The sequence below is a fragment of the Variovorax paradoxus genome, from assembly GCF_009498455.1.
In the GTDB taxonomy this organism is placed as follows: Bacteria; Pseudomonadota; Gammaproteobacteria; order Burkholderiales; family Burkholderiaceae_C; genus Variovorax; species Variovorax paradoxus_H.
Genome location: NZ_CP045644.1, coordinates 1,928,330 through 1,948,542, shown reverse-complemented (window position 1 = coordinate 1,948,542; position 20,213 = coordinate 1,928,330). Strand labels below are relative to the sequence as shown.

The window sequence follows — 20,213 nt, the reverse complement described above, 5'->3', positions numbered from 1 at the left end:
CCAACGCCCGCGCCACGCGCGTAGGCCGATGGCTCAGACGACGGTGGCAAGACCTTGTGCGGCGCGCGCGCGCCGCGTGCGGGCGTCGGGCTGCAGCGGCCTTAAGTATTCGTGCAGCGCCAACGCCGCCGCGCCCACCGCGGGCGCGAGTGCTTCGTAGCGCGCGGTGCGCAGGTCGGGCGCGGGCATGCCGGCGCGCTCCGCATAACCCTTCACTGCGTCGAACGCGGTCTGCACGAACGCGGGATGCTCCGCGCAGACCTTGCCCCCGAGCACGATCGCGCGCGGGTTGAAGGTGACCCACAGGTTCTGCAGCAGCACGCCGAAGAAAGCGGCGGCACGCGCCATGTCGGCACCCTCGCGCGCCAGCACGCGCGAGCCGAAAAAAGCCTCGGCGCAGCCGTGCCGTCCGCACGAGCACAGCGGGCCGTCGAGCTGCAGGATGGTGTGGCCGATCTCGCCGGCCATGCCTTGCGCGCCGGTGAAGAGGCGGTCGTTCAGCACCACGCCGGCGCCCACGCCGACGTCGCTGCTGACGAAGATCAGCGGGTCTTCGCCCTCGCCCGCGGCGAACTCGTACTCGCCGAGCGCGGCCGCATCGGCGTCGTTCTGCAGCTGCACGGTGACGCCCGGCAGGCCCGCCGCGGCCAGCGCTTTTTCGAGCGCAGGCAGCAGGTTCACGTTGCGCCAACCGAGGTTGGGCGCGAAGCGGACCACGCCCGTGCAGTCGTCCACCGCGCCCGGCACGCACACGCCGATGCTCGACAGGCGCAGGCCGCGCCGGTCGAGGTGCGCGTGTCCCGCAGCGGCCATGCGCGCGAGCTGCGCGCACACGCGGGCGGGCGTGCCGTCGTCCAGCGGCTGCGTGTCCGCGTGCAGCACCTCGCCCTGCAGCGAGACGCACACGAGGCGCAGCGTTTCGACGGCGATCTCCACGCCCATCAGCGCGCGCACGCCGACGTTGATCTGCAGCGGCGTAGACGGCCGCCCCAGTCCGTCGGCCACGGCCGCGCCCGATTCGCTGAGCCAGCCTTCGTCGAGCAGCTCGCGCACCAGCAGGCTCACGGTCGATTTGGTGAGCCCGCTTTCGCTCGCGAGCCGCGCGCGCGACAAGCCCGGCTGCGCGCGTAGCAACCGCAGCAGCACGCTGCGGTTCATGCGCTTGAGCAGCGGCTGGTCGCCGATCGTCTTCATGCCGATGCAGTGGCTGCGGTGGCTGCGTGGTGCGCCTGCTCCCGCCCCTCGGGCCGCTTGCCGGCAATGATCATCCCGAGCACTTCGTCCTCGGTGACATCGGCCGTGCGGTAGGTGCCCACGAGCTTGCCGTTCTTCATCACCGCAAGCCGGTCGCTCAGCGAGAACACGTCGGGCATGTCGTGCGTGATGAGGAAGATGCCGACGCCGTCGTCCTTCAGCTGCTTCACGAGGCGCCCGACCATCGCCGTTTCTTCGGGGCCGAGCGCGGCGCAGGGCTCGTCCATGATGAGGATGCGCGCGTTGAAGTACAGCGCGCGCGAAATCGCCACCACCTGCCGCTGCCCGCCCGACAGCCGCCGCACCGGGATGCGGATGTTGGTGAAGTTCTTGTTCAGCCGCTGGAACACCTTGCGCGCCTGCACTTCCATGAAGTGGTCGTCGAGCGTGTTCCACGCCGTCATCTTCTCGCGGCCGAGAAAGAGGTTGGCCACCGAGTCGAGGTTGTCGGCCAGCGCGAGCGTCTGGTAGATGGTCTCGATGCCCTGCGCCTGCGCCTCGGCGGGCGTGCGGATGTGGACCTTTTCGCCCGCGATGAGCGTGTCGCCCGAATCGATCGGGTAGGCGCCCGCGAGCATCTTCATCAGCGTGGACTTGCCCGCGCCGTTGTGGCCCAGCAGCGCGACCACCTCGCCGGGGTAGAGGTTGATGCTCACGCCGTCCACGGCCTTCACGCCGCCGAAGGCCTTGCGGATCTCGCGCAGCTCGACGAGAGGTTTCGTCTTGTCGATGTCGGCCATGTCAGTTGTCTCCGAACTTGCGGCGGTACAGCACGTCGAAGACGACGGCCACGATCAGCACCTGGCCGATGATCACCATGCGCTTGCCGATGGGCACGTCGAGCAGCAGCATGCCGCTGTCGAGCGATTGCATGATCAGCGCGCCCAGCACCGAGCCGAAGATCGAGCCGGTGCCGCCCGCGAGCGCCGTGCCGCCGATCACGGCCGCCGCGATCACGTACAGCTCCATGCCCGTGCCCAGCGAGTTGGTGCCCGCATTGAGCCGCGCGATCGACACGATGGCCGCGATGGTGACCAGCACCGCCAGCAGCGCGAACAGCATCAGCGTGACGCGCTTGACCGGAATGCCCACCAGCGCCGCCGCGTCGGGGTTGCCGCCCATCGCGAACACGTAGCGCCCGAAGCGCGTGCGGTGCACGATGAACGACAGCACGATCGCCACCACGGCCCAGATCAGCACCGGAATCGGAATGCCCTGCGGCTCGCTCTTGGACGAGATCTGGTAGCTGTTCATCACCCAGGCGAAGCCGGCCACCACCGCCACCGGGACGGCGGTGAGCAGCACATCGAGCCACAGCGCCTCGGTCGGCATGTCGTGGCGCTGGCGCGCGCGGCGTTTTTGCACCATGCGCCCGAACAGCACCAGCGCCACGAAGGCCGCAAGCACCCAGCTGGCGGTGACGCCGATGCCGCCGTCGTAGCCGCCGCCCAGTCGCTGGAAGAACTCGTCGTTCACCGGCTGCGTCTTGCCGTCGGCCACGAGAAAGGCCGCGCCGCGGAACGACATCAGCCCGCCCAGCGTGACCACGAACGAGGGCACGCCCAGCACCGCCGTGAGCCAGCCCTGGTAGATCGACACCAGCAGCGCCACCGCGAGCCCCGCGAGGCAGGCCGTGGGCCACGACCAGCCCGAGGTGTACTGCAGGTACGCGATGAGCACGCCGACGAAGCCCATCACCGAGCCCACCGACAGGTCGATGTGGCGCGCCACGATGACCAGCACCATCACCGTGGAAACGATGCCGACCACGGCCGTCTGCTGCGCGACGTTGTAGAGGTTCTCGGGCGACAGGAACACGCCGCCCGACATGACGCTGAACGCCACCGCCATCGCGGCCAGCAGCACGCACATCAGGATCAGGCGCAGGTCGATGCCGGTGCGGCGCCACCAGCCGGGTGTTGGATCGCTCATTTCTTGAACCCCCTCAGGATTTCAGGTGCGCAACCGGCTGCCGCCAGACCCTCGCGGGTCCGCCGGAAGCCATGTTGCGAGGAGATGGATCGACGCGGTCAGCCGTTCAGAAGAAGGCCGAACGCGTCGTGGGTGGCTGCGTTACTTGCAGGCCGCCGGTGCGTTCGCACCCGGGACGCCCTTGCAGAGCTCGTCCTTCTTGATCCAGCCGGCCTTCACGACCACGTCGAGGTTGTCGCGTGTGATCGGCACCGGCGTGAGCAGGCGCGAGGAGAGCGCGACCTTCTTCGGGCCCGAGTTCCACTGCGCGGCCTTCTCGACCGGCTTGCCCTGCGACAGTGCGATGGCGGCGGAGGCAGCTTCGCGGCCGAGCTCGCGCGAGTCCTTGAAGATGGTGGCCGTCTGCGTGCCGAGCGCGATGCGGTTGAGCGCCGCAAAGTCGGCGTCCTGGCCCGACACCGGAATGCCGCGCAGGCCCTTGGCCGTGAGCGCCGCCACGGCGCCGCCGGCCGTGCCGTCGTTGGCCGCCACCACCGCGTCGACCTTGTTGCCGTTCTTGGTGAGGATCTGCTCCATGTTCTTCTGCGCGACCTCGGGCTTCCAGCCTTCGGTGTACTCGTCGCCGACGATCTTGATGTCGCCCTTCTTGATCGAAGGCTCGAGCACCTCCTGCTGGCCGGCGCGCAGGAAGTCGGCGTTCGGGTCGCTCGGCGAGCCCTTGATGATCACGTAGTTGCCCTTGGGCTTGACCTTGAGCACCTCGCGCGCCTCCATGCGGCCGACCTCGACGTTGTCGAAGGTGATGTAGAAGACGCCGGGCGCTTCGATGAGACGGTCGTACGCCACCACCGGCACCTTCTGCCGCGTGGCCTTGGTCACGGCGGGCAGGATCGCGTCCTTGTCCATCGCCAGCACGATGAGCGCCTTCGCGCCCTTGGACATCAGGCCCTCGATGTCACCCAGCTGCTTCTCGGGCGAACCGCCCGCGTCGGCACTGATGTACTTCGCGCCGAGCTTTTCGAGCTGCGCCTTGATCGCGGCCTCGTCGGTCTTCCAGCGCTCTTCCTGGAAGTTGGACCAGCTCACGCCGACCACGGTCTGCGCCATCGCGCCCACGGCCGTGAGACCGAACGCCATGGCGGCCAGGGTGTGTTTCGTTGTCAGTTGCATCGGTGTCTCTCCTGAACGGTTTGCCGAGCGTGAGCTGGCGTGCCGGGGTAGTTAGTTTGAGTGGCGAACTAACTATCCCATCGGGTGGGGATTCCGGGCACCCGGGAATTCCCCGAGGCGTGGGCGCGTGAAGCGCTCCGCACGCTTTGGGAGTGGACGCCAAGGAGGTTGACAGTACGAAGAAGGACTGCGTGGAGATGACGCGGGTGCGCAAGCGGGCGTGAAAAAGGCCCCGAAGGGCCTCGTGGCGATTGCTCTTTCTGCAATGCCCTTTGTCAGAGCTCCGCCCTTACGCCGTCAGGGCCACCACCTCGGCATCCGTGAGCTTCTGCGGCTGGTAGCGCACCGCGCGGACGCGGAAGAACGGGCAGTTGCCTCCCCCGTAGGTGCTGCCCAGCCCGAGGTAGGTGGTGCCAGGTCCGGCAATCGGCGTGGCCACCTTCTGGATCGGCTGATTGTTGTACGCGAAGCGCACGCCGTCGGTCCCGTAGCTCATTGCGATCTTTGCGACCGGTCCTGGCAGCACCTTCGGCGGCGTGGCCAGGGTCGTGCCATCGATCACCGTGTACCCGTAGGCCACGGCGTTGGTGACGTTCCCAGCGGAGTACGAAACGCCCATGCGCCCGCCCACCCTCCGAACTCCAGGACCGTCTTGGTCCCGGTATCGCTCGTCCGGGGCGCTTCCAGCTCCATGAACACAGTGCCTTCGGCAGCGTTGAACCAGCCCTTCGTGGTATCGATGCGAACGTTGTCGAATGCACGTGTCGTGGCCACTGAAGTGGCTGTGTCGGCCTGGCGTGTGGTGGCCGTCGATGAAGCGATGTCAGCAAGACGCGTCACCGCCGCCGTCGTGGTCGGGATGTAGCTCGAAGCTGATGATGCCTGCTCCAACTGCAAACCCGTGAACCTGAAAGTCCGAGCGCTGTTGGTGCCGTACTTCCAGATGCCCGACGCCGCGCTGGGAACGGATGCATCGGTGGTCCGCGTGCCAGTGACGCGGTATACGCCGCCACCGACATGCGTCATGGTGCAGGCAGCGGGAGAAATTGGCGCGTTCGCGATGACAAGCGCGAAGTCCGCCGCGCCGCCAGACGTGGGCATGCTAAGTGCTCCGCCATCGTCCATCTTCACGAAACAGGAAATCACGTAGGTGGTCGACGGCGCAAGAACAGGCGTCTTGGCGGCATAGAACGCGAACGTGCCGGCGGGCGGCGGTGCAGAGAACGCGATGCCTGTTGTGAACCCCAGTTCGTTCCAGGATGCCGCAGCACATCCGAGTCTGATGGACGCATCTGCAAGCCCGTTGCGAAATTCGCTCTCGGTCAACAGATTTACACTGGACATCTCCTGCATGAGCCACGGCGCGATGGTCAGGTCGGCGGGGTTGTACGTCATCCGTGCAACACCTGCAGCAGCGGTCTTCATCACGCCCATGGAGTCAAAGTAGGTGCCGATGGATGCGCGACTGGTGAAAGTCTCGGTGCTCGGGATGTAGCTGGTCGCAAAGGCACCAGCTTCCAGTTGGGCGCCCCAGGCAAGGCAGGCTCCCGCGTCTGCACGCGCACCCGCGACGACAGCGTAGACGATGACCGTGTCGCCGACGGTGATGTGTATGTTCGACGTATAGGAGCAGCGATACCAGCCGCCGCCTACATCACGCATTTCCCAGCCCGCGCCCGCGATGGAAGGAGTGGAACCGTGAAGGGTCACATTTCCGTAGACCCCGTTGACGCTAGTGGTGTGGTTCCTCAGCAAGAGTTCGAGCGTTCCGGTTCTCGAAATGTTCTTGAGATAGATCGAGTAAGTCATCACCGTAGCCGTTGCCGCAACAGACTGCGTGTTGGGGCCCACGGAGGCTCCCGAAAACTCTACGGCTCGGTAGGTTCCGTCTGGCGCCAGCCTGCCAGGAATGCGTGTGAGCCCGCCGCCCGTCCACGGCGTCAGGTGCATGTCGTTGCTCTTCAGTAGGATGTTGGTGCGCTGCTCCTCAACCATCAACATGGGGGGCAACGCCAAATTCGACGGCTCGAAGCTGTTGCGTGCAACGCCCACCGCCACATTGCGCAGGACACCGTTGGCATCGCAATAGCTGCCGATAGACGCACGCCCGGCGACTGTCTCGACGTTGTAGATATAGGAGCTGGGGAACTTCCCTTCCTCAAGCTGCGCCCCCCAAATGTAGAGACCATCGACGCCATTGCCCACGCTCCCTGACGCAGTGCCAGGATAAATGGCCGCCACCAACGTTGCGGATGCATCCGCCGTGAAGACGATCTCGACCCTGCGCCACCCATTGCCAACATCAACAACGCGCTTGGACACTTCGACGAAGCCGCCGGTGGCGACGCCTGACGCGACCATCGTCGTCAGATTGAAAGGAATGCTGATGCTGTCTGCCCCCGCGGCACCTCGGGCATAGATCCAACCATTGAGCGCGCCCGCAGCCTTCGCATAGAACGAATACGCATAGGTGGTTGCCGTCGTTGCCTTTGCAAAGGTCTGGGCAATATGGCCGCCGCCAGCGCTGATCCCACTGTTCAAGATCAACTTGCATGCGTCCCAGCGCCCATTGGGCGCAACAGCAGCTTCCGGCACAGGCGTAGCGCCGCCCCTGATCCAAACTGAAGATTTATCGAATCGCGACGAAAACGAAAAAAGATTCGTCCGCGAGTTCTCGATCAGCAGCCCCTTGGCGACCTTGGTGACAGGATCGTAGTCAAAGCGCGGGGCCTCTCCATGTGGCTTCTTTTGAATCCAGCCCTGCGCGTTGACAAACGAACCCTGCTCTGCACCAGAGTAAGTGAAAAGTTCGGCGAATGTTTTTTCAGTGAGCGTAGTGGTCATTGCGTTTCGATGCTGTTGTTGGTGAGGGGCCAGCCCGCGGAGATGTCATAGGCCTCGGTCTCGGCCTCTGTCCGGAGTTGGTCGATGGCGGCGTGGTGCGTGCGCTCGGCACTGAAGCACGCCTGGACGTGCAGGCCGATCGCTTTGGCCACGCCGCGAAGTTCGTCGAGGGTCAAGCGGGCCCATCCGCTGTCGGCTTTGAAGTCGACGGCGTCGATGCCTGCGATGTCGGCGTTGACGATCACCGCGGTGATGCGGTCTTGGTCGGGCTTGCCTGTGAGAACACGCACACCGCTCTGCAACGTGATACCGCCGGTTTCGATTTCCCACCGACGCTCGGTGACGCGCTCGCGCAGCGCGCGACGACGGTCCTCCATCGTTCGGGGATCGAGCCAGGCGCGGTGCGTCCAATCGAACACGTGGTGTTCGTCTGGCTTCGACGGCATGTCGACAGGCTTCCCATCCGCGAGGTATTGGTCGAATCGGGCTTTGCCCACATAGACAGACTCCCCTTCGAAGGCCTGACTGAGGCACTCGTCCTCGGAGCCGGCGTAGCCTGAACGAACGACCTCTCCGGTCGCGGTTTTATAAACAGTGAAATCGATCATGTTCAACGACGTGTGGCGATTGCATAGATGAAAGAGCCGGAGAGACCGGAGGGCGCGGTAGAAGATATTTCGATCACAGAGTCACCTGGCCAACATTGAAAACTTGCCCCGCCAGTCACGGTGGAACCTGCAATGCCCGCACCAAACCAGACTTGGTTTCCGTTCACTTTGATCGAGACGAAGCCCGTCATCATCAAGAAGACGGTACCCATTGCGAAGACATCCAACGTCTGCCCTGTGCTGTTCCGGTAGAGCAAATGGCAGACATTCCCCGGCGAGACTGCGTATCTGGGAACGGTGACCGCTTCGCCCCGAATGTTGAGCGTGTCGATCACGTTGGCCTGACCGATCGTCAGCCCTCCTCGATCCAGGTTGAAGCCCGGCCCCCACAAGCGGAAGCTATCCCCTCCGTTGGGGGTCCCCAGCATCTGCAGGCCGCAAGGCCCCTGGGTGAAGTCGACAAAAGAGGCGCCATCCGGTGCCTTGGCGAGTATCCATCCCCATCTGCCATCGCCGTACCACTTGTCGGTGGAGCGGATGTAGCCCCAGTCCGTTCCCGCCATGTTTCCGTTGATCGTGATCTGACCCGCACTGATGTAGTTCAGCTTCGAGATCGTCGCAGTCAACTGCTCCACATCCAGCGAGCGGGCTTTGATGGACCCATCGACAAACAAGTTGCCGTCCATGCCGATGGTGCTGGCACCGTCCACGCGACCGACGATGAACGGGTACTTGGTCTCTCCGCCCGTCGCGGTCTGGGCGATCGCGAACTTGTCGACGAGCACGACCATCTTGCTCTCAGTGTTGTCGGCGTCGAGCAAGATCCCGGAGACCCTGTTTCCGGCCGTGACGTTGAGCTTCCACGTCGACTTGACCTTGCCGTCGAGCGTCGCGAGCGCACTCGACGTCGCGGTGATCGACGCAGTGTTCCCATTGACCTTGGCCGTCACATTGCTCAGCGCCGTCGCCTGGCTCGTGATCGCGCCTTCAGCGCTCGTCACACGCGTCGTGAGCGCATTGACCGCAGTGGCGTCCGCCTTCGTGGTCTCCGCCTTGGTGATCCGCAGGCTGTCCGTGACATCCTCGAAGCGGAACCCCTGGATCTCCGAGTAGCCCGTCGTGCCACCTGTGTGGTTCAGGGCAAAGCCGGGACTGACCGACGTATCGCCAAAGGCGCTGCCGAGCAGGTCCAGCGAGATCTGGGTCCAGACGTTGTTGGGCAGGCTGCCGATCGCGATGCCGCTGTTGCCATAGTTGCCCAACGTGTTGCGCCACCACGTCCAGTAGTGCGTGCCGTTGGCATCCGCGCGTCGAACCCATGCCGTGAGGCGGTAGGTTCGCGCTTGGTCGATCACCACCTTGCTCTTCGAGTAGTTCCAGAAGTTCGCCCCCCCCAAAGGCGAACGGCACACCGTCGTGGCAACCTTGCCGGTCGTCGTCGTGACGAAGTACGTCGCCAGGTTGGTGCCGTAGTGACTGCGCCATGCCGTCGCATTCGCCAGGCTCTCGTCCGCCGTCAAACTCGCCTGCGAATCGGCGCGCCCCAGTTCCAATCCACTGTTGATGCTGGTGATCGCATCGCCCTGCGACGTGATCAGGCCCTCTGCATTCGTGACGCGCGTCGTCAACGCGGTCAGGGCCGTGTTGCTGGCCTTGCTCGGCAGGCCGTTCGTGGTGTGGTTGACGGTGGCCGACAGCGCAGTGATCGCGTTGGCATTCGCCGTGTCCGCCGTGACGCGGGCACTCTGCTCCGCCGTCACGGCCGCGGCGGCATCTGCCTTGTTGGTATTGACCACCGCCTCCAGCGCCTGACGAGCAGACACTTCGGCCGCATCCGCCGTGATGCGCGCCTGGCGCTCCTCGTAGATCAGCCCACTGGCGAGTGTCGGTCCCGTCGGCTTCTCCCAGACTTCGAAGGCATTGCCCACGAAGTCGTTGACCAGCGACGCACCGATCACCGTGTCCAGGCTGCCCGAGGTGTCGGGAACGCCCGTGAGCGCCACGGAAAGGCCCTGCCGCTGGATCGCCTCTGCACTGTCCGCTTGCGCACGCGCCACAGCCTCGTTCTGCAGCGCGGCGGACCCGGCCGTGGCGTTGCCCGTGACTGTCGCCTGCAACGCGGTGATCGCATTGGCATTGGCCGTGTCAGCGGTGGCGCGCACGCTCTGCTCGGTCACCAGCGCAGCGTCGGCGCTGGTCTTGTTGCTCGCGACCGTTGCCGCCAGCGCCGTGCGAGCCGTGATCTCCGCGTTGTCGGCGGCGATGCGTGCCTGGCGCTCGCTGTAGACCAGGCCCGAGCTGACAGCACCGACGTCCGTGCCGATGTAGGCACCGCGCACCTGCGTGGCCAGCGATTCGCGCGCGGTGACTTCCGCCGTGTCTGCGGTGGCACGCGCGCTCTGTTCGGCGTTGATCGCAGCATTGACGGTGGACAGGTTTCCGGCAACGGTCGCGGCCAGTGCCTGGCGGGCCGTGACCTCGGCGGCATCGGCGTTGGCACGCGCCGTCTGCTCGGCCACGAGCGCAGCATCCGCGTTCGTCTTGTTGCCGGCCACAGTGGCCGCGAGCTGCTGCCGCGCCGTGACCTCGGCGCTGTCCGCGCTCACCCGTGCATCACGCTCCGATGCGAGAAGGCCCGAGCTCAGCGCGCCGATGTCGTTGCCGCTGTAGGCGCCGCGCAGCTGCGCGGCGAGGTTCTCGCGCGCCGTGACCTGCGCAGCGTCCGCGCTCGCACGCGCGGCCACTTCCGCCTGCAGCGCGGCGTTCGAGGCGCCTGGCGACGGGCGTCCGATGGCGACCCAGTCGATCTCGAAGTACGCGGTGGCCGTCTGCGTCGCCGACAGCTCGATGCGGAGCTGGTCGATGGCCACATCCCACCCGGGGCTGACCGTGACCATGCCGATGCCTGCGCCGTCGTAGGTCGGCTCTGTCATCGTCACACGCCGCGACGCGTCGAAGCCGCTGTCGCTCGCCGCACGCCAGGACAGCGCGCCGTCCCATGCAGGCACACCGATCTTGCGCACGCGCATGCGGATCTGGCCGTAGGTCGAGCCGTTTGCGGCAATCCCCACAGGCGACACGACGAAGGGGTCGGTCGCATGGTTGGCGGGGCGGATCCACCCGGCCGCGACAGAAGGCGTGCCATTGCCCGTCCAGGCTTCCAGACCGGAATCGAAGTACCAGATCTTCGCGTAGTCGAACTGCTCACCCACGCCTGCCGAGATCAGCGTGATCTGCTGCGCCAATGCCTCGTCGCTCGTGGCGCGTGCACTGCGCTCTTGGTAGATCAGGCCGCTGACCACCTGCGACAGGTCCGATCCGCCGTAGCCGCCGGTGAGCTGTGCCTGCAGCGTCTCCCGTGCCGTTACCTCTGCAGCATCGGCCGCCACGCGGGCCTGGCGCTCTTCGGCGATCAGGCCGCTGCCCACCTGCCCCAGCGCCGGTGCCTGCCAGACGCCGTAGCTCTGCTCGGCAAACCCGATCTCCAGCGAGGCGCCGTCCACGTAGGCCAAGGTGGCGGCGAGGTCCGTTGCGCCGACCAGCGCGACCGTCAACGACTCGCGGCTGCGGGCCTCGGCCGCATCCGCCGCGCTGCGCGCCGAGGCTTCGTTGCCGATGGCCGCGGTCAGAGTCGCATCGGCGGCCTGCAGTTGCGTGGCCAGCTGCTGCCGTGCAGACGCTTCGGCCGCATCGGCACTGGCGCGCGTCGTGGCCTCGGTCTGCAGTGCAGCCTGCGCGATGCTCAACGATGCGTTCAGGGTCGTGACGCGTGATGACAACGACTCGTCGGCGGTCTGCCGTGCCGTGGCCTCGTCCGTGATCGCGGCCTTGCGGGCATTGGTTTCGGCGAGCAGCGCCGCGGCGCGCGCGCTCTGCTCGGCCGTGATCGCGGTGGCACGCGTCGTGGCCTCGGCCGTCACTGCCGCCTTCCGGTCGGCCACCTCCTGCGAGACGGCCGCCACACGTGCAGTGATTTCGGCCTGGTCGGCCGCGGCGCGGGTGGTGGCTTCTGCCGTGAGCGCGTTCGTCACCTGCGTGACCTGCTGCGCCCGCTGCTGGGCCTCGGACACCAACGCCGCCGAGCGCGCGGCCGTTTCTGCCGCGATGGCTGCCGCTCGCGCGGCCGCCTCGGCGCTCAGGGCCTGCGCACGGTCTTGCGCTTCCTTGGTCAGCGCCTGGCCTTGTGCCTGGTCGACGGCCTTGAGCTCGTCGACGGCTTCGTTCAGGCCTTGCTCGAGCTCTTCCAGCGCCTCGTCGATGCCGGGCAGCACCGTGAGCTGCACGTACGCGGCCGCGCTGCCGTTGCCACCGGCGTCCACGGCGCGCACCCAGTAGCGCCAGCTGCCCGTGGCTTCGGTGCGAACGAAGGTCCGCTCTGCCGTACGTCCGATCTCTTCAGAGGTCTCGAGCGTAGCGCCCCGGCGCAGCTCGTAGTACGCGATCGGCTGCATGGTCTTGCAGTCCTGCCACGACAGGTCGACCTCGTTGCGCCAGACGATGCCGTTCACGAGTGGCTGCGCAGGCGGCGCAATGTCGATGGACGCGGAGACCGGCACCGACCATTGGTTGGACGTGCTGCCGTGCGAGGCCCAGACGCGCTGGGTGCCGGCGCGCAGCCACCCGAGGTTGGCCGCCACGCCCTTGGCGGAGAACACCTCGTCGGCCAGCTCCCAGCTGGCGCCGATGCGCACGCGGGTCGTACTCCAGTCGAGCAGGTCGATTCCGATCGGCTGCCCCCAGGTGGCGACGATGCCTGCGTCGGTCACGTCGAGCGCGAGCCCCGCCACGTCGCCAGGCACACCGCCCTTGCCGACCAGCGTGTGCTCGGCCGTGGCCCACGGGCTTGATGCGTAGGGTGTTCGGAAACGCGCTCGCACCTGATAGAGGCTGCGCACCGACAAGCCCAGCAGGAAGGTCTCGGTGGCATCGCCCGGCAGTTGCGACGAGTGCCAGTCGCTCACCGGTGCCAGCGAGCGCCATTGCACCTCGACAGCGCCGCTCTTCAGGATGTTGAGCTCGTTCGATTTCGCCCATGAGACGCGGGCACGCGCCACCATGCCGCCGTCCTGCACCGACATTTGCGACAGGCCGCTTTCCACCTTGAAGTCGAACGGTGCCTGCGGTTGAAGGAAGGGGCTCGGCAGGTTGGTGTTCGGCGCCGCGTCGGCGAGCACCTCGTCGGCCAGGTCGTAGTACGCCGGCACATCCTCGATCACGAGCAGCGACAGCGGTGCGTTGCGTGCGTAGGTCCAGTCCGTGACGCGGAAGGTCTTGTTGGTGAAGCCATACAGCGCGCTCGAAAGCACGATGCGATCGCCGGGTTGCAGATGCCAGGCCAGCATCTTCGGATGGATGCGCAGCACGAAGCCGCCTCGGCTCTGCTCGACCACCACACGGGCGATCTGGTGACAACGCATGTGCGAGGCCGTGAAGGCCAGCGCCATGTCGGTGAGCTTGTCCTTCGCATCGAGCGCGCGGAAGTTCGCGTTCTGGTAGGGCGAGAAGTCTTCGCTGACGCCATTGCGCGCCGCGTTGACATACGTGCCGCGCATGCCGTTGAATCGGCTCGTACCAGGATGGGCGGTCTGGGCCACCGCCGTGGGCGCCAGCATGTCGTCGTCGTCGAGGTTGAGCACCGGCGTGCTCCATGCACCGGCCTGGACGCGCCAGACGCCGCCCGACTCCAGGCTGAAGCCGGCCATTGCATCTTCGATCTGCTGGCGGGTCGATTCGCGGTCCTGGTCGGAGCGGAACATGCCGTCGCAGACGTACAGCGCGCGCGAGTTGCCGTAGTTCAGGGCGTCGCTTGCTTGGGTGGCGGTGTAGGCCTGCTGGTCGCAGGCGTTGGCGGCAGCGATGAGTGCGTTCTCGTCGATCTGGTCAGGCGCCGCGAGGTACCCCGACTCCGAGCGCAGGAAGTCGGCCAGGCACAGCGCCGGGTTGCGCGAATAGACGGTCTGGCCGGTGCGCGGATCGTTCACCTTCTTGCCGCGAATCCTGGCCGTGATCTCGGGAATGCCGCCCTGGAAACGGTCGAACAGCAGATTGAGCGTGACGACTGCATAGGTGCAGCCGCTGAGCTTGTGCTGTTCGGTCCAGAAGTCGACGTCGGGGAAGGTCTCGTGGAGACTGGCGCGAAGGAAGCCATCGGCCGTGTCCACGCCACCGGGCGAGGTGTGAAACTGCACGTTCACCGACGGGCCTTCCGAAGGCCACCCGCTGAACAGCGGCGGCATCTGGAACTCGGAGCCGTCGGTCCAGCCGGCCGCATTGGGTCGTCCCACCGACGTACCGTCGATGAAGATCTCGTCGATGGCCTCGCACTCGTGCGCCGCGAAGACGATCACGATGTGCTTGAAATGGGCCATCGCACCGCTGTCGAGCACCGCAACGATGGCGCCCCCCACGCGTGCAGGTGCGCCGTAGACCGTCGACCAGGGGGCTTCCGAACTGACCAGCGTGGCGGTGCGGTCGCGCAGGTTGGCAACGTCTTCGGCGAACTTGCGGGCCGCGGCCTGGCGCGCCTTCTTCTTGGCTTGCGATGAGGCGTAGGCCGAACTCACGATCGAAACGACTGCAGCGACTGCCGCTCCATAGCTCGTGATGGCGGAAATGATCCCGCCGATGATGGACGTCGGCTCCGCATGCGCTACCGCCGCAAAGCAAAGAAGACCAAACAGGACGGAGAACCGTCGAATCAAATGCGCCATGCGGCCACCCCCTCGGTCATTGGAAGAAAAATCAATCGGTCGGTGCCGGGAGCCACGATGTGCGAGCCCGTGCAGATACCGAAGCTGTAGCCAGAAACGCGGCCGATGCGCCGGCCGCTGCGAGCCAGCACGACGTCGCCGCGTTGCGCCATGCGGCCCGGCTGTGGAGTCCCCAGGAGGGCGGAGGCCGCAGCCTCGAAGCCGCCCGAGGCACGCACATGCCGCAGCGCCGTCAGCAGCCTCTGGGGCGCCAATGCACCGCCCGGCGCACGCAGCGCCTCGAGCGGGTCCGCGCCGCGCTGCTCGAGCACCCAGTCCGCGGCAATGCTTGCGCAGTCGTGTCTGAAATAGGCGAAGCCCGTGTGGCGTCGCGCGTCGATGAAGGCGTCCAGGTCGATGCTCATTTGCTGTGCACCCCCAGGCTTTGCCGGTACTGCAGATTGGCCTGCAGCCACTTGCTGACCCAGATCGACGGATTGCCGATCAGACCCGTTAGGTAGGAGAAGCCGAGCTCGCCCGGATGCCGCGCCAGGTGCTGCGCGTTGTTCATGCGCAGCGCCGCGGGATTGCTGCGCACGTCGTAGCTCGCGGTGCGACAGTCCATGCTGATCGAGGCGTTGTTGCCATCGCGATCGATCTTCATCTGGTCCATCACGCCGACGAAGCGCAGCACGGGAGCGCCGGTGATCTGTAGCGTGTTGGCATCGAGCATCGCGATCCACACGCGCACACGGCGGTCCTGGTAGTCGGAGGGATCGCCGAGCGCCAGCGCACGCGTGCCGATGTCCACCGGCGAGAGCGTCAGCGTGAGCTTCTCGGCCGCGCCGTCTTCGCTCTCGTGCAACTCACCGATGGAGCCGAGGTTGCCCACGCCCTGCCAGGTCTCGCCCATGACCTGGACGCTGAGCGGCCAGTTCGTGAAGCGCGCCGTGCCCGAGCGCAGTTGCAGTTCGACCAGTGCAAGTTCGCCATAGGCGCCGGCGCTGGCAGTGGCCTGAAAGCCGCTGTTGGTGGTGACTGTCATTCCCAGGACTCCATGAGATCGAGGCTGAAGCCGCCCTGCGTGCGCGACTCCGACGACCAGTTGTTCTTGGCATCGACCTTGCGCATGAGGCAGGTCGGGCGGTCCCAGACCACGGCACTTCCGGCGGCCACAGCCACGCGCAACACCGGCTCGACGGACACCACGATCAGCCCCGACGCGTTCGCCACGGCATCGGACTGCACGTGCAACAACTGCCGATGGATCGACCCCTGGTTGACGCCGATCCAGTCGCCCTGCAGCAGGGTCTTGCCGGTCTGGGCCGCACCCATCTGGATCGACAGCGACGACGCGCCCGCAGCAGCGGCCAGCGCCGTCCATGTGCCCCGCGCGCTACCGCGCGGGGCCGGCTGCAACATGTCGCTGACCGCGAGCACGTTGACCTGGCCGCGCAGCGCATGCACCAGGCTGCGCCACATCGCGGCCTCGTTCATCAGTGGGATGCGCTCTTCGCTCACGAGCGCACAGGTGCGGCGCGGCGGTGCCAGCACGGCGACCTGCGACGAGCCGGTGTCGCCACTGCTGAAGCTCAGGTCGAAGGTCTGGATGCCGAAGTCCTGTCGCTTGACAGGCAAGGTGAGGGGCAAGGTGATGATGCTCATTGGGGCACCACCCGCATACGCTTGAGTTGTTCCATTTGGCCTTGGTTGTTTGCTTGAAGCGCACGGTCCAGATCGGCCATCACGGCGCCGCGATCGGACCTCGAATCGATGTGGAAGACGGTGGAGGGTGCGTAGTGCAGGGCACCACCTGAACCCGAACCTTGGGCACTGACGCCCAGCCGTCCGTCGGAGCCGCGACGCAGCGGCATGATGGCTTCGGGCCCGGCCTCGCCCATGAGGCCGATGCCGTTGGCGAAGGGAAAGAAGGTGGGCTTGCCGACCACGCTGTTGGCGTAGGTGTGCAGGCCGGGGGAGGAGAAGACGTTGCCGTTGGCGCTCGTGACGAAGAACTTCATCACGCCGTTCACGAGGCTGCCCAACCAGTTATCGCCGGAGCTTCCGCCTGCAGACGCGCCACCACCCGAAGACCCTCCCTTGAACAGGCCCGAGAACCATCCGGAAAATGCCTCGACGGCTGGCTTCAGCGATGTGTCGTAGAGCGCGTCGGCGATCGACGAAACGATCTTCTTCTTGAGCGACTCGCCCATCTTGTCGAAGGCCTTGTCGTCGCCCTGAAGAAAGCCCGTGAAACCTTCCCGGAACGCACCGCCGATGTCGTCGGACATCTTGGTGGCCTTCGCATCCCGCTTGGTCTTTTCCTTGTCGGCTGCCTCGATACCTTCACTGTTTCGGGTGACCTTCAGCAGTTCTTTCTCGGCTTCGATGCGCGCACCCAGTACCTCCAGGTAGCCAGGAATGACTTGCTCGGTGTTGTCCAGGTCCTGGTACTGGCGCTCCAGTTGAGCGATGTTCAGTTCCTTCAGCGCCGACTTGGTTTTTCCGTGCGCGGTGTTCTGCGCGTCCAGTGCGGTCGTCTGATCGAGAACGCCGGAGGTGGCCTTGCGCATGCTTTCGACCAGAGCCGCTTGCCGCGCTTGTTCCGGGTCGATGGACGCGCGCTTCGCGGTTTCGCTTGTCGCGGCCTTTTGCGCGCCTTGCTTTGCTTGGTCCGTTGCGCCTGCCTTGCAGCCGCACACAACTTCGATGCACGGGCGCAATCCCTCACCCTCAGCATGCAGGATGCCGGCGCTTGCACTACGGGCCGCAGGCGCCTTGCGGGCCGATGCTCCCGCTGTTGAGACCGACGGAGCCGGCGCCTTGCTGCCTAGGAGAGCCACGACCTTTCGAGCGACATCACTTGTCTCCTTGTCCTGAGCGAGCGCATCTTTCGCCTCCAGCGTTGCGTCAGCTGCAGCCTTGCTGCTGCTTGCACGCTCTCCTTGCAATGCCGCCAGCCGGGCGTCTAGCACCCGCTGCTCTCTCAGGTTTTCACTGTCTCGGTTCCATATCGGCGATGCAGGTCGCCGCAAAAATCCGACTGCGGCTCCTCCTTCCGTTTCGGCCATTGGGGTGCCTTCGCCGCCATCGCGGCGAAGCCGGTTGTCGCGCTTCGTCGAGGCTCTTTCATAGTCCTCCTGCAACGTGGTGCCGCGTCCGACGTTGCGCACGATGTCCTTCGGCCGATCGCGAAGTTCGCGAAGATGCAGAAACCCGCGATCGAAGAACGTCATGTTCTCGATCTCCTGCCGCGCTCGCTGGTCTATCGCGACACCGAAGGCGTTCTGAGCGACGGCGGCAGCGGCTTCCTTCTGGCCTTTACCCTCGAAGTCACTCACTCGCTTTCTGACGTCCGGGGTGAAGTAGTTGCGTTTCTTGTTGAGCTCCTCGGAAGCTTTCAGGGGCTCGTCCGCCAGCTTGGCAAAATTCTCCACGGCGTCCTTGATCGAGACGCCCGACACCCGGTTCATCTGAACGACCGCGGTGGCCGCCTGCTGCAAGACGTGGCCTTGTACCTGGCCCGAAGCCACCAGGCTGCTCAAGGCCTCCGCCGCTTTTGCGCGCGATCCGCCGGTACTGCCTGCGATCTCGACTTCCATTCTTCGCAGCTGGTCGTTCGTCACGGCGGCATAGTTCCCGCTCGACGTCTTCGCTCGCGAATACGAAGCGCCTTCTCTCGCACCGTCAACGGCGGCTTCGCCCACGTAGCGCGCGGCCTTCACGGCGAGCTCGACACGTGGTTCGCGCCGAAGTGTCGCCATTGCCACATTCGCGGCACCGGCGGCGCTAGTGAACTCCTTCAGCGCTTGCGTGGCCGCAGGCACTTCTTTTGTCAAAGTGTTTGCAAGGATTCCAGTTTTTTGTTCAGCAGCCATGTCTGTATGGTCCGTTTGAGAGAAAGAAAAAATAAGGCCGACATCTGCCGGCCCCTTGCTCCTTCGATGGCCGTCGGCCCGCGCTGTTGCTAGACGTTCAGCACCGCAATGCCTTCGTCTTCCATCACCTGCAACTGCAGAAACACTTCACGCTGACGCGCACGCGGAATGCCCAGGCGCCGCATCGCCACGTCGACCGCACCGAAGTCGAGCCCCTGGAACCACGCGCCTGCCGCACCGGCGACCACGCGCCATTGCGTGCGGCAGGCGTGGAACACCTCGAAGGCTTCCTGGTGTTCCGGCCACAGCTCGAAAGGCGGCGGGCCGTCCCCGTTCGCCATCGAGGAGACGAGCTTTCTCGGGTCGAGACCGAGCGACGCGCACTGGCTTCGGAGATCGTCGTCCAGCTCGTCATGGACGCGATGCGCGACTCCGAGCACGAAGCGCGCGGCGCCCCTCAGTTTTTTGCTGCGGCCGGGTACGCGTGCTCGAAGTAGCTGTAGGCAATGGCCGCCTCGAAGGTCGGCCAGTCCTCGGCCGCCGCGGCGCGGTTGTCGGGCGTGCAGATGAAGGGCGCGTTGTCTTCGCCCTCCAGGCCCTTCCAGTCGGCCAGCACCATGTCGAGCAGTTCGCGGTCGGTGAGGCTGCGCGCGTCTAGCCGCGCCTGCAGCGTTTCGTTGTCGGTCTTGGACAGGCGCTTGAAGACGGCGTCGAAACGCACCTCCTCGACCTGGCCGTCACCGGGCACACGCATCACCACGGGTGCGATGAAGGTGGGCTTCACGGCGATCTTGAGCTTCTGAGGCATCGGGTTCTCTTTCCTGTGTCTTGAATGAATGACTGGGTGGTTGAGCGAATGACGCAGAAGGCCGTGCTCAGCGCACGACGATCGACCACTCGTCGTTGCCCGAGCCACTGGGCACGAACTCGAGCGGCACGGTGACCATCTGCACGCCGTCGACGTCGCTGTAGGTGGGCTTGCCGATCTGCGCGCGCGGCGAGAGGAACTCGACCACGTTGGTCGCGCCCTGACCGTGCTTGAGGGCCAGGGGCACGCGCTTGCTCGAACGCGCCATGCCGATCCAGTCCTTGGTCGCCACCGCGGTGTTCTCGAAGGTGACCGAGCCAGTGGAAACGCGGGCGGTGATCTCGACCGAGTCGATGGTCATGAGGTCGCGCTTCACGACGGTGTTGCCGGCATCGAAGCTGAAGGCACTGGCCGCCACACCGAGGCCGTCGAGCGTGAAGGTGGTGTTGGCCTTGTTCACGCCCAGCGGGTCCATGAACTTGGTGTAGTCGGCCGTGGGCAGCGGCGCATCGGCGGCGGGCACGAACAGGCCGGTGAACTCGAACTGCCACTTCGGGATGCCCTTGGCGTCGATGGTGGCCTTCACGTTGCCGTGCGCGTCGGTCATCTTGTAGACGGTGCCGTCGACGTTTCCGTAGATGGTGAGCGACTCGAGGCTGTCGGTTGCCGGTGCGAAGGTGGTGCTGACGCCGGCGGCCGTGGTGACGGCGATGGCGCAGCCGCGCATGAGCGCAGCGTAGGCCGGCACATCACCGGCGGCGGCGACGCCCGCGATCTCGACCGAGAAGGCGATCTTGCTGTACTGGGTCACCAGCACGGAGCCGCGCGAGCCGAAGTAGGGTCGCACGTTGTCGCGCTGTACCACATCGCCTTCGATGGGGGTCAGGGTGACTTCGCTGACCAGGATGGCGTTGGCCGCACCGGTGGGAAGAGCGTCGGTACCGCGTACCGTTTCAGCCTTGGCCAGGATGGCCATCTTGCGCATGAGTTTTGCCATGTCGGCGTTCTCCGTTGGTTGGTTGGTTGGTTG

At 65.7% G+C, this 20,213-nt stretch carries 15 protein-coding genes; all 15 read right to left on the bottom strand.

The features are described 5' to 3' along the window. Positions 1-33: 33 nt before the first annotated feature. The 15 genes from GFK26_RS08870 to GFK26_RS08800 all read right to left on the bottom strand — a co-directional run bounded on the left by GFK26_RS08870 (position 34) and on the right by GFK26_RS08800 (position 20,180). Positions 34-1,194 (bottom strand): ROK family transcriptional regulator, encoded by a 1,161-nt coding sequence (locus GFK26_RS08870; RefSeq protein ID WP_153281663.1) that lies wholly within the window; start codon positions 1,192-1,194, stop codon positions 34-36. Next, positions 1,191-1,994 (bottom strand): ATP-binding cassette domain-containing protein, encoded by an 804-nt coding sequence (locus GFK26_RS08865; protein ID WP_153281662.1) that lies wholly within the window; start codon positions 1,992-1,994, stop codon positions 1,191-1,193. The genes GFK26_RS08870 and GFK26_RS08865 overlap by 4 nt, the downstream gene beginning before the upstream one ends. A gap of 1 nt (position 1,995) precedes the next feature. Further along, positions 1,996-3,186: a sugar ABC transporter permease gene (locus GFK26_RS08860; RefSeq protein WP_153281661.1), complete on the bottom strand. Its 1,191-nt coding sequence runs from the start codon at positions 3,184-3,186 to the stop codon at positions 1,996-1,998. A gap of 141 nt (positions 3,187-3,327) precedes the next feature. Next, positions 3,328-4,350, bottom strand: a complete 1,023-nt coding sequence (xylF, locus tag GFK26_RS08855; protein WP_373696583.1) for a D-xylose ABC transporter substrate-binding protein — start codon at positions 4,348-4,350, stop codon at positions 3,328-3,330. A gap of 295 nt (positions 4,351-4,645) precedes the next feature. Continuing rightward, complete coding sequence (locus GFK26_RS08850; RefSeq protein WP_153281659.1) at positions 4,646-4,936, bottom strand: hypothetical protein; 291 nt, start codon at positions 4,934-4,936, stop codon at positions 4,646-4,648. Continuing rightward, positions 4,915-7,200, bottom strand: coding sequence for a phage head spike fiber domain-containing protein (locus GFK26_RS08845; protein ID WP_153281658.1), 2,286 nt, complete (start codon positions 7,198-7,200; stop codon positions 4,915-4,917). Before GFK26_RS08845 ends, GFK26_RS08850 begins: the two co-directional genes overlap by 22 nt. Beyond that, positions 7,197-7,808 carry a DUF4376 domain-containing protein gene (locus GFK26_RS08840; RefSeq protein ID WP_153281657.1) on the bottom strand — a complete coding sequence of 204 codons (612 nt, stop codon included), beginning with the start codon at positions 7,806-7,808 and terminating at the stop codon, positions 7,197-7,199. The genes GFK26_RS08845 and GFK26_RS08840 overlap by 4 nt, the downstream gene beginning before the upstream one ends. A gap of 2 nt (positions 7,809-7,810) precedes the next feature. Then, on the bottom strand, positions 7,811-14,371 hold the full coding sequence (locus GFK26_RS08835; protein WP_153281656.1) for a phage tail tip fiber protein: 6,561 nt from the start codon (positions 14,369-14,371) through the stop codon (positions 7,811-7,813). A 134-nt stretch (positions 14,372-14,505) separates the two neighbouring features. Further along, a complete protein-coding gene (locus GFK26_RS08830) occupies positions 14,506-14,922 on the bottom strand; it encodes a DUF6950 family protein (RefSeq protein ID WP_153281655.1) in 417 nt (138 codons plus the stop codon). Further along, positions 14,919-15,542 carry a hypothetical protein gene (locus tag GFK26_RS08825; RefSeq protein WP_153281654.1) on the bottom strand — a complete coding sequence of 208 codons (624 nt, stop codon included), beginning with the start codon at positions 15,540-15,542 and terminating at the stop codon, positions 14,919-14,921. The genes GFK26_RS08830 and GFK26_RS08825 overlap by 4 nt, the downstream gene beginning before the upstream one ends. Then, positions 15,539-16,162, bottom strand: a complete 624-nt coding sequence (locus GFK26_RS08820) for a hypothetical protein (protein ID WP_153281653.1) — start codon at positions 16,160-16,162, stop codon at positions 15,539-15,541. The genes GFK26_RS08825 and GFK26_RS08820 overlap by 4 nt, the downstream gene beginning before the upstream one ends. Beyond that, the gene (locus GFK26_RS08815) at positions 16,159-18,375 is read right to left on the bottom strand and encodes a phage tail length tape measure family protein (protein WP_153281652.1); all 2,217 of its coding nucleotides are present in this window, start codon (positions 18,373-18,375) and stop codon (positions 16,159-16,161) included. Before GFK26_RS08815 ends, GFK26_RS08820 begins: the two co-directional genes overlap by 4 nt. 89 nt (positions 18,376-18,464) lie before the next feature. After that, on the bottom strand, positions 18,465-18,716 hold the full coding sequence (locus GFK26_RS08810) for a DUF1799 domain-containing protein (RefSeq protein ID WP_153281651.1): 252 nt from the start codon (positions 18,714-18,716) through the stop codon (positions 18,465-18,467). A gap of 116 nt (positions 18,717-18,832) precedes the next feature. Then, entirely contained in the window at positions 18,833-19,183 is a 351-nt protein-coding gene (locus GFK26_RS08805; protein WP_153281650.1) for a hypothetical protein, read from the bottom strand. A gap of 67 nt (positions 19,184-19,250) precedes the next feature. Next, the gene (locus GFK26_RS08800) at positions 19,251-20,180 is read right to left on the bottom strand and encodes a hypothetical protein (RefSeq protein ID WP_153281649.1); all 930 of its coding nucleotides are present in this window, start codon (positions 20,178-20,180) and stop codon (positions 19,251-19,253) included. Between the last annotated feature and the right edge of the window lie 33 nt (positions 20,181-20,213).

Bases quoted from the DNA above. Each gene is read 5' to 3' on its own strand.
- GFK26_RS08870 (WP_153281663.1), bottom strand. From the start codon at position 1,194: ATGAAGACGATCGGCGACCAGCCGCTGCTCAAGCGCATGAACCGCAGC.
- GFK26_RS08815 (WP_153281652.1), bottom strand. From the start codon at position 18,375: ATGGCTGCTGAACAAAAAACTGGAATCCTTGCAAACACTTTGACAAAA.
- GFK26_RS08845 (WP_153281658.1), bottom strand. From the start codon at position 7,200: ATGACCACTACGCTCACTGAAAAAACATTCGCCGAACTTTTCACTTAC.
- GFK26_RS08860 (WP_153281661.1), bottom strand. From the start codon at position 3,186: ATGAGCGATCCAACACCCGGCTGGTGGCGCCGCACCGGCATCGACCTG.
- GFK26_RS08820 (WP_153281653.1), bottom strand. From the start codon at position 16,162: ATGAGCATCATCACCTTGCCCCTCACCTTGCCTGTCAAGCGACAGGAC.
- GFK26_RS08830 (WP_153281655.1), bottom strand. From the start codon at position 14,922: ATGAGCATCGACCTGGACGCCTTCATCGACGCGCGACGCCACACGGGC.
- GFK26_RS08800 (WP_153281649.1), bottom strand. From the start codon at position 20,180: ATGGCAAAACTCATGCGCAAGATGGCCATCCTGGCCAAGGCTGAAACG.
- GFK26_RS08865 (WP_153281662.1), bottom strand. From the start codon at position 1,994: ATGGCCGACATCGACAAGACGAAACCTCTCGTCGAGCTGCGCGAGATC.
- GFK26_RS08805 (WP_153281650.1), bottom strand. From the start codon at position 19,183: ATGCCTCAGAAGCTCAAGATCGCCGTGAAGCCCACCTTCATCGCACCC.
- GFK26_RS08810 (WP_153281651.1), bottom strand. From the start codon at position 18,716: ATGGCGAACGGGGACGGCCCGCCGCCTTTCGAGCTGTGGCCGGAACAC.
- GFK26_RS08825 (WP_153281654.1), bottom strand. From the start codon at position 15,542: ATGACAGTCACCACCAACAGCGGCTTTCAGGCCACTGCCAGCGCCGGC.
- GFK26_RS08840 (WP_153281657.1), bottom strand. From the start codon at position 7,808: ATGATCGATTTCACTGTTTATAAAACCGCGACCGGAGAGGTCGTTCGT.